Genomic DNA, 12671 nt, shown 5'->3' on the forward strand with positions numbered 1-12671 from the left:
CGGGCACGGTCGTTCCGGCGGACGGCGACGCGGGCGGAGACGGTCTGCTCGGGGAGTTCTACCGCTGTCACACCACAAGAGATTCCCCGCAGGGTGCCAACTACGGATGACCGACGCGCGGACGAGGGCTTACGGGCGGCAGGCGGCCCGTCCTTGACCTCAAGGTTGCTTGAGGTTCTACCGTCACTCGCATGAGCATGGAGATCACAGCCTGGACCCAGCTGCACAGCGTCATGAACGCCGAGCAGGAGCGCCGCCCCCTCGCCCGCGCGACGCTGCGCCGCATCGGCGCGTTCGCCCGCCCGCACCGCCGCCGCATCACCCGGTTCGTCCTGCTCGGGATGGCGACGGCGCTGCTCGCCGTCGCCACACCCGTCCTGGCCGGCAACGTCGTGAACGCGATCGTGTCGGGCGACGACGAGGGCACGGTCGTACGTCTCGCCCTGCTGATCGCGCTCATCGCGGTGGCGGAGGCGGTGCTCGGCGTCCTCTCCCGCAGGCTCTCGGCGAGCCTCGGGGAGGGACTCATCCTCGATCTGCGCACGGCTGTGTTCGATCACGTACAGCGCATGCCGGTCGCGTTCTTCACACGTACGCGTACGGGAGCGCTGGTCTCCCGTCTCAACAACGACGTCATCGGCGCCCAGCGGGCCTTCAGCAACACCCTGTCCGGTGTGGTCAGCAACCTGGTCACGCTGCTGCTCACCCTCGCCGTCATGCTCACCCTGTCCTGGCAGATCACCCTGCTCGCGCTGGTGCTGCTCCCGGTGTTCGTGCTCCCCGCCCGGCGCATGGGCCGCCGTATGGCCGTCATGCAGCGCGAGGCCGCCACCCTCAACGCCGCCATGGGCACCCGCATGACCGAGCGCTTCTCCGCCCCCGGCGCCACGCTGATCAAGCTGTTCGGCCGCCCCGAGGACGAGTCCGCGGAGTTCGCCGACCGCGCCCGCCGCGTCGCCGACATCGGCGTGCGCACCGCCACCGCCCAGGCGGCGTTCATCACCGCGCTCACCCTGGTCTCCGCCCTCGCCCTGGCCCTCGTCTACGGCCTCGGCGGCTTCTTCGCCCTCCGCGGCACCCTGGACCCGGGCGCCGTCGTGGCGCTCGCACTGCTCCTGACCCGCCTGTACGCGCCGCTCACCGCGCTCGCCGGGGCCCGCGTGGAGGTCATGAGCGCCCTGGTCAGCTTCGAGCGGGTCTTCGAGGTGCTGGACCTCACCCCGCTCATCGACGAGAAGCCCGACGCCCGCCCGGTCCCCGACGGCCCGGTCGCCGTCGAGTTCGACGACGTCCGCTTCGGCTACCCGTCCGCCGACAAGGTCTCGCTGGCCTCCCTCGAAGAGGTCGCCTCCCTGGACACCCGGGGCGGCGACGAGGTCCTGCACGGCCTCTCCTTCCGCGCCGAACCGGGCCAGACGGTCGCGCTCGTCGGCTCCTCCGGCGCCGGCAAGTCGACCATCGCCCAGCTGCTGCCGCGCCTGTACGACGCCGACGGCGGCACCGTCCGTGTCGGCGGCGTCGACGTGCGCGACCTGGGCGCCCGGTCACTGCGGGACACCGTCGGCATGGTCACCCAGGACGGGCACCTCTTCCACGACACGGTCCGCGCCAACCTGCTGCTCGCCCGGCCCGGCGCCACCGACACCGAGCTGTGGGACGCGCTGCGCCGCGCCCGCCTGACCGACCTCGTACGCTCCCTGCCCGACGGCCTCGACACCGTGGTCGGCGAGCGCGGCTACCGGCTCTCCGGTGGTGAGCGCCAGCGCATGACCATCGCCCGGCTGCTGCTGGCCCGCCAGCGCGTCGTCATCCTCGACGAGGCCACCGCCCACCTCGACAACACCTCCGAGGCGGCCGTCCAGGAGGCCCTCACCGAGGCCCTGGAGGGCAGGACGGCCGTGGTGATCGCGCACCGGCTGTCCACGATCCGGTCGGCCGACCAGATCCTGGTCGTCGAGGCGGGCCGCATCGTGGAACGCGGCACCCACGACGAACTCCTGGCGGCCGGCGGCCGCTACGCCCAACTGCACCGCACCCAGTTCGGGCGGCCGACGCCGGAGAAGCCGGCGGAGCGGGGAGAGGAAGCGGAGCAGGGGGACCGGGCGGAGCAGGCGGCGTAGGCGCCGGCGCCGGCGCCGGCATCGCGGTGCGGTGCGGGGCCGGATCGGCGCGGGCGCTACCGGGGGCCGGCCGGTCCGCCCCGCACGGGCAGGTCCTGCTCGGCCCAGACGACCTTGCCGTCGGGCGTGCGGCACGACCCCCAGCTCCGGCACATCATGTTGATCAGCTGGAGGCCGCGCCCGCTCTCGTCGCTCACGTCCGCGTGCTGGATCTGCGGCAGATCCGGCCCGGAGTCGGACACCTCCACCGACAGCCGTCGCTCGTGCCGCAGCAGCCGCAGCTCACCGGGGGCGTTTCCGTACCGCAGGGCGTTGCCGACCAGTTCGCTGACGACCAGTTCCGTCGAGTCCACCAGGTCGGCCAGGCCCCACTTCACCAGCTGCTCGCGCACCGCGGTACGGGCCTGCCCGGCGGCCTTGCCGTCCGGCGGCAGCGTCCGTACGTACACGTCCCCCTCCGGACCGAGCGGGCGAGCGCCGGCGACCAGGACGATCGCGTCGTCGGACCGGTCACCGCCGACCCGCTCGGCGACCGCCCGGCACACCGTGCCGTCCTCGGGAACCCCGGCGCCGACCGCCTCCCGCAGCCGGTCCATCTGGGTGGCCAGGTCGGCGGTGCGCGACCTGATCAGGCCGTCCGTGTACAGCGTCAGCCGGCCCCGCCCGGGCACGGGGCAGTCGACCGGGTCGTACGGGATCACCCCGGCACCCAGCGGAGCCCCGGCGGGCACGTCCAGGAACGAGGCGGTGCCGTCGGGTGCGGTCAGCAGCGGCGGCGGGTGACCGGCGCTGGCGATGCGGAAGGTGCTGCCGCACGGGTCGTAGACCGCGCACAGGCAGGTGGCGACCTGGTCCTCCTCCAGGTCGCGGGCGGCCAGGTCCAGCCGGGCCAGCAGCCGCTCGGGGGCGATGTCGAGGGCCATCAGGGTCCGGGCCACCGTGCGCAGCCGGCCCATGGTCGCGGCGGCGGCCAGGCCGCGCCCCATCACGTCGCCCACCATCAGCGCGGTACGGCCACTGGGCAGCGCGACGACGTCGAACCAGTCGCCACCCACGGCGGCCGGATCGCCGGCCGGGTCGTAGCACGTGGACACGTCGAGACCGGGTGTACTCGGGTTGGACCGGGGGAGCAGGGCCCGCTGCAGCGTGACCACGTGCTCGCGCTCCCGCCCGTAGAGCCGGGCGTTGTCGATGTGCACGGCGGCCCTGGACGCCACCTGCAGCCCCAGCGCCACGTCGGCACGCGTGAACGGCGTCCGGCTGCCGGCCCGGACGAAGTCGGCCAGGCCGAGCAGCACCCCGCGGGCGATCAGCGGTACCGCCAGGTAGGAGTGCACACCCGCGCGCCGCAGGAGGTCGGCCGCCTCGGGAGTGGGTGCCACGGCGTGGAAGTCGGACGGCTCCATACGGGTGACCAGGACCGGCTTGCGGGTGGTCAGGCATGTACGCACCAGCCGGTCGGCGGTGTACACCGCCACCTCGCCCACCGGGTCCGGCGCGAGATTCAGCCCCGGGATCTCCGAGACCGCCATGGCCCGGAGCTCGGGGATGCCCGGCTCCCCCTTGACGTGGTCGCCCTCCTGGAACCGGAGCACCGACTCCAGCAGGTCCACCGCGCACCCGTCGGCCAGTTCGGGCACGGTGAACCGGGCCAGTTCCTCGGCCGTGTACCGCAGGTCCAGAGTGGTTCCGATACGCATGCCGGCCTCGTTCAGCCACGCCAGCCGACGCCGGGCGCGCACCGCTTCGGTCACCGGCCGCAGGGCGGCCTTGAGCGCCCGGTGGCCGCCGACGAGCGGCTGGGGAGGCCGGCGGACCCCGCGCAGCCACGGTCGTTCCCGCACGCGTCGCCTCCTCCCACGGCCTCCTGCCCCGATTCTGCCCTGCCACGCGGCGACCGGCGACGGCGGTGCCTCGAACGGTGCGGTCACCGACCGAGGTGGGCCGCCGCCGGCGAATTCCGGCCCGGGCGTCATCCTCGGGGCCGGGCTTCTCGGCGGCCACCGAGTTGGTCAGCCCGCCTGCACGGGGCGGTCGCTGAACGCGACGGCCAGGTCCGACTCGATCCGGGCGGCGCAGGCGCGCAGTGCGGGGAGGAGAGTGTCCCTGGTGTGCTCGGGCGGTTCGGGGCCGGCGTGCAGGGCGATGTTCACGGCTCCGACGGCCCGCCCGCCCCGGTCCCGGACCGGTACGGCCAGCGAGCGCAGCCCCGCCTCCAACTCCTGCTCGACCAGGGAGTGCCCCTCACGGGCGACCCGCTCCAGGGCTGCGCCGAGCGCATGGGGCGAGGTGAGCGTGTGCGGGGTCAGGGCCCGGGGACGTGAGGCGTCGACGCGTTCCCGCCGGTCCGCCTCGGGCAGGTCCGCGAGCAGGACCCGGCCCATGGAGGTGGCGTACGCGGGCAGCCGCGTGCCGGGCATGATCCGGGCGCTGGTGATCTGCTGCGCGGCGGCCCGGGCCACGTAGTGGACCTCGATACCGTCGAGGACCGCCAGTGAGGCCGACTCCCGTACCCGCCCGGCCAGTTCGGTCAGGTGGGGCTGGGCGATGTCGGCGAGGGCGAGGGTGGACAGCCGTGCGTAGCCGAGCTCCAGGACGCGCGGGGACGGCAGGAAGCGGCGGTCGCGCTGTTCCACGTAGCCCAGTTGACGGAGCGTCAGGAGGTTGCGCCGGGTGCTGGGATACGAGAGTCCGGCGGCCCCGGCGGCCTCGGCGAGGGTGAGTCCGCCGCGCTGCCGGCCGAGCGCGGTCAGGACGGCGAGGCCCCTGGCCAGTGCCTGGAGGAAGGACGGTCCCAGTTCGGGCTTGGCGTCGGCGTAGGCGGGGGCGGCGGGCGGCACGGCGGCTGCCGTCGAGGTGCCGGACAACGCGTCCGCGATGTGCACGGCCTCCTCCGTCATCGTGGCCAGCGCGTGCGCGCGCAGTTCGTCTCCGCTGTGGCGGCTGGTGTGCGCCAGCACGCTGATCGCGCAGACGGGCCGGCCGTCGGGGTCGCGTACCGGGACCGCCAGTGCGGCCAGGCCCGGGGCGACCAACTGGTCGTCCAGCGCCCAGCCGTCCGCGTCGGCCGCCGCGGCCCAGGCGGCGAAGTCGGCCTCCGTCCGCTCGGGGGCAGGGGTGGTACGGCGCGCGGGAACGGCCGGGAAGGTCTCGTCCAGGGGGTCGGCGGCACGGCGGGCCCGCCACGCCTCGTACGTGTCGGGCCCCCACCCGGCGGCGAGTACGGCACCGGCCGCGCAGCGCTCGGCGGGCAGCAGGTCGCCGACCCGGAAACCCAGGGGGATCATCCGGCCGGGCGGGACGGCCTTGCCGACGATGCGTGCGTCGCAGCCGTCGAGGACGATCGCCGAGACCGACTCGTCGAGGGCGCGGGCCAGCCGCTCCAGGCTCGGCCTCAGCGCCCGGGACATGCCGCTCGCGTGCAGGTAGGCGTTGCCGAACTCCATCAGGCGCGGGGCGGGCACGAGGTCGCGTCCCACGGCGCGCAGATAGTCGAGGTGGGTCAGGGTCGAGGTGATCCGGTCGACGGTCGAACGCGCCAGGCCGGTCGCGCGGACCAGGTCACCCGGACGCACGGAGTGAGCGGAGCCGGCCACGAACCGCAGCACGGCCAGTCCGCGCTCCAGCGGGCCGGTCGCTTCCGCCGGGGGGTCGGCCGGCGCAGGGGCCACCGGCGCCGACGTCGTCGGTGCCGCCCTCGAAACGCCCGGCGCCATGGCACTTCCTCCCGTGTGTGTCGGCTGCTGTGCCGGCTTCCCGGCGCATCAGGCCGTACCCGTCTTCGGGAGAACGCTACCGGCCATTGACAGGCGTCTCGGCGATCGCACACACTCGGCAGACTCATCCAATGAAAGTAAGTTCACTCAGCGAAAAACGTGGTGGTCCAGTGTCGGTGCTCGTCACGGTGGCGCCGGTGATGACCAGGCCCGCCGCCCCCTCACCCACGCCCGCCGAGGAATGAGCCCTCACGTCCCCTCTCTACAGGAGCACCCCGTGTCCCTCTCCCGAGGACTGATCATCAACGGCCGGGAAGTCCCCGCCTCGTCCGGCCGCACCGCGACCGACACCAACCCCTGGACCGGAGCCGTCTGCGCGGAGGTCGCCGCGGGCACACCCGACGACGTACGCCGTGCCGTGGACGCCGCCGATGCCGCGTTCGAGGCGTGGGCCGCGACCAAGCCGGCCGAACGCCGCCGGATCTTCCTGCGCGCCGCGCGGCTGATGGCCGAGCGCACCGACGAGGTCGTACGGCTGATGGCCGCGGAGGTCGGCGGCGTCGCCCCCTGGGCGGGCTTCAACGCCCACCTGGCCGCCGACATCCTGCTGGAGGCGGCGGCCGAGGTCAGCCGCCCGACCGGCCAGATCCTCGCCACCGACGCCGACGGCGTCCACTCCGCGCAGGTGCGGGTGCCCAAGGGAGTGATCGCCGCCATCTCGCCGTGGAACGCGCCCGTCATCCTCGGTGTGCGCGCGGTGGCGATGCCGATCGCGATGGGCAACACCGTGGTGATGAAGCCCAGCGAGGACGCGCCGATCGCCTGCGGCCTGCTGATCTCGGACGTCCTGCACGAGGCCGGACTGCCCGCGGGCGTGCTCAACGTCGTCACCAACGACCGCGCCGACGCCGCCGAGGTGGTCTCCGCGCTGATCGCCGACCCCCGGGTGCGGATGGTCAACTTCACCGGCTCCACGGAGGTCGGCCGCACCATAGGCGTCCAGGCCGCCCAGCACCTCAAGCCCGCCGTCCTCGAACTCGGCGGCAAGAACGCCCTGCTGGTGCTGGAGGACGCGGACGTCGACTACGCGGTGGACGCCGCGGTCTTCGGTTCCTTCATGAACGCGGGCCAGATCTGCATGTGCGTGGACCGGGTCATCGTCCACCGCGCGGTCGCCGACGAGTTCACCGACAGGTTCGCCGCCCGCGTCCGGGCCCTGCCCTGCGGCGACCCGGGCGACCCGGGCACGGCGGTCGGCCCGGTCGTGAACGAGGCCGCCGCCCGCCGGGTCGCGTCGCTCCTCGCGGACGCGGTCTCCCAGGGCGCGGAACTGGCCGCGGGCACCGGCGAGATCGAGGAACCGGGCACCCTGATCCGCCCGGTCGTCCTCACCGGGGTCACCAAGGACATGAAGATCTACTACGACGAGATCTTCGGCCCGGCGACCGTCGTCCACGTCGTCGACAGCGCCGACGAGGCCGTGGCGCTCGCCAACGACACGCCGTACGGGCTCACCGCGGGCGTCATCACCGAGAACCTGTCCAAGGGTTTGGAGGTCGCCGGCCGACTGCGCACCGGCATCGTCCACGTCAACGACCAGTCCATCGGGGACGAACCGCAGGCCCCCTTCGGCGGCGTGAAGAGCTCCGGCTACGGCCGCTTCGGCGGCCAGGCCGGCGCCGAGGCGTTCACCGACACCCGCTGGGTCACGGCGCAGGCCAGGGGTCACGCACACTTCCCGATCTGACGAACGAGCGCCCGGCCGGCGGATTCACCGGCCGGGCGGGCGCGCGGGATCAACGGAGCGTGCCGGGCCGGGGATCTGGTCGGGCGGGGGCGGGGTGGAGCCGACGGGCTTCGTACGGGAAGCGGCTGACCGCCTCGGCCTCCGGTGAGGCGACGTGCTGGAAGAACAGGGGCGGCTTCGCCCGGTCCACGTCGTCTTGGGGCACCCGCAGCGCCCGGCCCGCCTCCAGCACCCGCGGCGAAGCCGGCCTCCATGAAGGCCGGCTTCGCCGGTCTGTGACCCCGCTCGGCGAAAGCGACGGGTTCCTGCGCGTACCCGACAGCCTCGGCGAGAGCCGGCTGGGTGAGGCCGCGGCGCGTTGGCGGGAGAGGCGGACGAGCTTGCCGTGGGCGCTCCAGGCCGCAGGGTGTTCCTTCTCCGGGCCGCGCAGGCCGGCGGTCCTCGGCGACGGCTCGGCCGGTACGACGGACACCGGCCCCAGGATGCCGCCGACGGCCAGTGCGGCGGCCGACGGCCGTCCGAGCAGCCGCGTGCGGGTGCGTTTCATGCGTCTCTCCGAAGAAGGCGGGCGGCGTGCCGCGGCCGGTGCGAACGATCCGGAACTGAAAGAGTGAACGGAAAATTGCAGAAATCTCTTACGGAGGCGGGAAGTTACCCGTGCATGACAGTGCCGTAAAGGGGTCGTGCTTCAACTTCCTGCACTGTGGTCGCGCAACGCGCCTGGTCGACAGGCCGACTGACGAAACGCCACATCCGGATCGGCCTCGTCCGAGGTGTTGACCGATACGGAGCCGTGCCCTTACGGTCACGACCGCAACACCTTGCAGTCATCTTTCAGCAATGACTTGCACGGGTGTGCCGACTCCCCAGACACCCGTCGGCCGGCCCTTCCCCGGGACACTCGCCCGCAACCTCACACGGGAGACTCCATGCACAGGAGCACCAGCAGAGCGCGCAGAACCACCGCCGCAGCACTCGTACTCACCGCCGGCGTGGCCGGCAGCCTCCTCGCCACCGCGGCACCGGCGCAGGCTTCCCCGCCCGGCGACAAGGACGTCACCGCGGTGATGTTCGAGTGGAAGTTCACCTCGGTCGCCAAGGCGTGCACCGACACCCTCGGTCCGGCCGGCTACGGCTTCGTGCAGGTCTCCCCGCCGCAGGAGCACATACAGGGCGGACAGTGGTGGACCTCCTACCAGCCGGTGAGCTACAAGATCGCGGGCCGTCTCGGTGACCGAGGTCAGTTCAAGAGCATGGTCGACACGTGTCACGCGGCGGGTGTGAAGGTCATCGCCGACTCGGTCATCAACCACATGTCGGCCGGAAGCAGCACCGGAACCGGCGGCACGCCGTATACCAAGTACAACTACCCGGGCCTCTACTCAGCGCCCGACATGGACAACTGCACCTCGGAGATCAACGACTACCGCAACCGCTCCGACGTCCAGGAGTGCGAACTGGTCGGGCTCGCGGACCTGGACACCGGCGAGGACTACGTACGGGGCAAGATCGCCGGCTACCTCAACGACCTGCTGTCCCTGGGCGTCGACGGCTTCCGGATCGACGCGGCCAAGCACATGGCCGCCGGTGACCTGGCCGACATCAAGTCCCGGCTCAGCAGTCCGAACGTGTACTGGAAGCACGAGGCCATCTACGGCGCCGGCGAGGCGGTCTCCCCGACCGAGTACCTCGGCAGCGGCGACGTCCAGGAGTTCCGCTACGGACGCGACCTCAAGCGCGTCCTCAACAGCGAGAACCTCGCGTACCTGAAGAACTTCGGCGAAGCCTGGGGCTACATGCCCTCGGACAAGTCCAACGTCTTCGTCGCCAACCACGACACCGAGCGCAACGGCGAGACCCTCAGCTACAAGGACGGCGCCGACTACACCCTGGCCAACGTCTTCATGCTGGCCTGGCCGTACGGCAACCCCGACGTCCACTCCGGCTACGAGTTCACCGACCGCGACGCGGGCCCGCCGAGCGGCGGCCAGGTGAACGCCTGCTACAGCGACGGCTGGAAGTGCCAGCACGCCTGGCGCGAGATCTCCTCCATGGTCGGCTTCCGCAACACCGCCCGCGGCCAGGCGGTGACCGACTGGTGGGACAACGGCGGCGACCGGATCGCCTTCGGACGCGGCTCCAAGGCGTACGTCGCCATCAACCACGAGGGTTCCCCGCTGACCCGTACGTTCCAGACCTCGCTGCCCGCCGGCGACTACTGCGACGTCCAGTCCGGCAAGGGCGTCACCGTCGACGGATCCGGCCGGTTCACCGCCACCCTCGGTGCCCACACCGCCCTCGCCCTGCACGTCAACGCCCGGAACTGCGACGGTGGCACCGCGCCCGGACCCGACCCGGTGACCTCCGGGGTGTCCTTCGCCGTCAACGCCACCACCAGCTGGGGCGAGAACATCTACGTGACCGGCAACAGGCCGGAACTCGGCAACTGGAACCCGGGCAGCGCCCTCAAGCTCGACCCGGCCGCCTACCCGGTGTGGAAACTGGACGTCGAGGTTCCCGGGGGCACGTCCTTCGAGTACAAGTACCTCCGCAAGGACCAGGCAGGGAACGTGACCTGGGAGAGCGGCGCCAACCGCACCGCGACCACCACGTCCACCAAGATCACCCTCAACGACACCTGGCGCGGCTGACCCCGCCGCCACGTCCGTGGCCGGCCCCGCGTCCTTCCGCGGGGACGGCGCACTCGGCGGCCGGCCACCCGTCACACGATCCGGCCGTACGCGAACGGATGGCCCCGGCGCCGCTGCGCCGGGGCCATCGGTCACGTCGTGGGCGAGCGGGTCGCCCGTCTCATGCGGTGTGGATCTCCAGGGCGGTACGCACGGCGGACTCCACGGCGCCCTCGATCCAGGCCGGTTTGACGGACGTGTGGTCCCCGGCGAAGTGCAACGGCCCCTCGGTCACGGGGATGGCGGGCAGCAACTCCGTGTGCTGCCCGGGCAGGAGCACGGACGCCTCCCCGTAGGCGTAGGGGTCGCGCAGCCAGCTCTGCGTGCGGCCCGCGCCGGTGTAGAAGACCTCGATGCGCTGCCCGTAGACCTGCTGGAGGCCGCACAGGGCGTGCGGGTACCGTGCCTCGTCGTCCAGGGAGTCCCAGCGCAGCGCGTCGTCCGCCCAGCTGTAGGAGGCCAGGACCACACCCCCCGCGCTGCCCGGAACCGGATGGGAGGGGTTGAACATGAACCGGTTGGCGTTGTCCGACACCGAGCCGCCCCCCACGACGTCGGCCGCCTCCGGCTGATCCCGCGCGACCGCGCGGTTGGCGGCGTAGTGGGTGCGCTGGCCCGCTGTGATGTGCCCGTCGGGCACGGAGGGATGCGCCCCGAGCAGGCTGCCGTCCGCGGCGGCCCGGCCGGTGCGGTAGGCGTCGTACAGACCCGGGTCGACGGCGCGCAACTCCCGTTTCCAGTCGGCCTCGTCGAACTCCCACCAGCGGCGGCTGAACTCCAGCAGCACCTTGGTCGCGCAGTCGTAGTGCAGTTCGCAGACCGCCCGGCGCTTGCGGTACGACAGGGGCGGGTCGATCTGCACGTGGCGCAGTCCGGAGAACGGCACCGTGACCACGGCGACGTCCGCGGTGAACTGCTCGCGCACGACGGGGCCGTCGCGGCCCTCCGACACGGTGTCCACCCACACGTGCGGGCCCTTGCCCCGGACGTGCTCGGCGTCCGGCGAAGGGCGGTCGGGGTGGTGGTACTGGATGCGCGTGACCCGGCGGTCGAACCGCACCTCCTTGCGCACGCGTTCCAGCAGGGCGTCCGGCAGTACGGCCGTGCCGCCCTCCAGCTCGTAGAACGGCGTGTCCGGGCTGATGAGGGAGGAGCCGATGAAGCTGTGGATGAAGGACAGGGGGAGGCGTGAGGTGAGGTTCTCCAGGGTGCCGATCAGGTCGATGGTCCGCTCGTCGAGGTCGGCGTGTTCGGTGAGGAAGCGGAACATCGACCAGTCACCGAACCGCTCCACCACACGGGCCCAGCCCTTCAGCCGCTCCGGGAGCGGCTTGTCGACCCGCTTGCCGTCCGGGCCGACGTAACTGAACTCGTCGCGCACCGGGTCCAGCACGGAGCGCAGGATGGTGGCGGCGGGGGTGTCCCAGTGGGCCTTGGGGACGCCGAACGACCGGTTCACGCGCCGGGGCGCGCGGGCGTAGTCGGCGCGCCGTACGCGGATTCCGTTGACGTGGATCCAGGTGCGGTTGGCGGGACGTCCCTCGCCGTCGACGTCGACGTAGTGGAACCGCCGCTTCTTCAGGTCGAACTGGTCGATCAGCTCCATCACCAGGGGATGGCTGCCCGGGATGCGCATCGCACCCGCTTCGGCGTACTGGCGGGGATCGGCGAAGGGCTGCTCGGCGCGCTCGTGGCCACCGCTGCGGAAGGTCTTGATGCGTCCGCCCGCACGGTTGCCGTTGGCCTCCAGCACCGTCACCCGGTGGCCCGCCTTCTTCAGCAGCCAGGCGGCCACAAGACCGGCCGGGCCGGCGCCGATGACCAGGACTTTCTTGGGCCGTGCCCGTCGCTGAGCCGGCAGTCCCTTCTGGAGGACGGTCTGGTAACGCGGTACGAGGGGGCGGTCGTCGGAGTCCAGTACGAGCAAGGCGCGAGCGACGGCGAGGCTCCGGCCGGAGCCGGCCCGACGTTTGTCGTCCGGGGCGGCCGGTGCGGGCGCAGCCGTGGCGACACCACTGGTCAGCGCCGTGGCCACCGTGGCCGTGCCGACCGCTGCCGCCGCCGCGAAGCTCCTCCGGGAAAAACCGTCATCTGCACGCGCCGGCGCGTGATCTTCAGTCATGGCGGCCTTTGTACCGGCGGCCGTGACCGGGCGCCCGCCCTTCGCTCCGGCGTTGACTCGAACGAGGGAAGCGGCGGCGGACCCTGACGCCACAGCAGGTCCGCATGACGCCCCAGCAGGCCTGCCTGACGCGAACGGCCAGGGAACCCGAAGGGATGAACACTGCGCCAACCCCGTCTGCCGCGGTGATCAATCCTCCACACTGCGACATGCGTAGCCACGTCCGTGCCCTGCGGCGGGCCTGCGCGGCGCATCGCCGTACCCGGCGCCGACGCG

General features: G+C 72.5%; 7 protein-coding genes. 3 read left to right on the forward strand and 4 right to left on the reverse strand.

Features of this window, described 5'->3' with window-relative positions; all coding sequences use genetic code 11:
* The first annotated feature begins 197 nt into the window (after positions 1–197).
* A complete protein-coding gene (locus ACP4J0_RS30180) occupies positions 198–2120 on the forward strand; it encodes an ABC transporter ATP-binding protein (RefSeq protein WP_426601926.1) in 1923 nt (640 codons plus the stop codon).
* 56 nt (positions 2121–2176) lie between these two features.
* Here ACP4J0_RS30180 and ACP4J0_RS30185 read toward each other — a convergent pair whose 3' ends face one another.
* A complete protein-coding gene (locus ACP4J0_RS30185) occupies positions 2177–3964 on the reverse strand; it encodes an ATP-binding SpoIIE family protein phosphatase (RefSeq protein WP_426601889.1) in 1788 nt (595 codons plus the stop codon).
* Positions 3965–4132: 168 nt separating this feature from the next.
* Entirely contained in the window at positions 4133–5836 is a 1704-nt protein-coding gene (locus tag ACP4J0_RS30190) for an IclR family transcriptional regulator domain-containing protein (protein WP_426601890.1), read from the reverse strand.
* Positions 5837–6113: 277 nt separating this feature from the next.
* Here ACP4J0_RS30190 and ACP4J0_RS30195 point away from each other — a divergent pair, with 277 nt between their 5' ends.
* Positions 6114–7583: an aldehyde dehydrogenase family protein gene (locus ACP4J0_RS30195; protein WP_426601891.1), complete on the forward strand. Its 1470-nt coding sequence runs from the start codon at positions 6114–6116 to the stop codon at positions 7581–7583.
* Between the two features lie 49 nt (positions 7584–7632).
* Here ACP4J0_RS30195 and ACP4J0_RS30200 read toward each other — a convergent pair whose 3' ends face one another.
* A complete protein-coding gene (locus ACP4J0_RS30200) occupies positions 7633–8130 on the reverse strand; it encodes a hypothetical protein (protein WP_426601892.1) in 498 nt (165 codons plus the stop codon).
* Positions 8131–8512: 382 nt separating this feature from the next.
* Here ACP4J0_RS30200 and ACP4J0_RS30205 point away from each other — a divergent pair, with 382 nt between their 5' ends.
* A complete protein-coding gene (locus ACP4J0_RS30205; RefSeq protein ID WP_426601893.1) occupies positions 8513–10234 on the forward strand; it encodes a carbohydrate-binding module family 20 domain-containing protein in 1722 nt (573 codons plus the stop codon).
* 160 nt (positions 10235–10394) lie between these two features.
* Here ACP4J0_RS30205 and ACP4J0_RS30210 read toward each other — a convergent pair whose 3' ends face one another.
* Positions 10395–12395: a flavin monoamine oxidase family protein gene (locus tag ACP4J0_RS30210; protein ID WP_426601894.1), complete on the reverse strand. Its 2001-nt coding sequence runs from the start codon at positions 12393–12395 to the stop codon at positions 10395–10397.
* Positions 12396–12671 lie beyond the last annotated feature (276 nt).

Source organism: Streptomyces sp. WG7, from assembly GCF_049975785.1.
Taxonomy (GTDB): Bacteria; Actinomycetota; Actinomycetes; order Streptomycetales; family Streptomycetaceae; genus Streptomyces.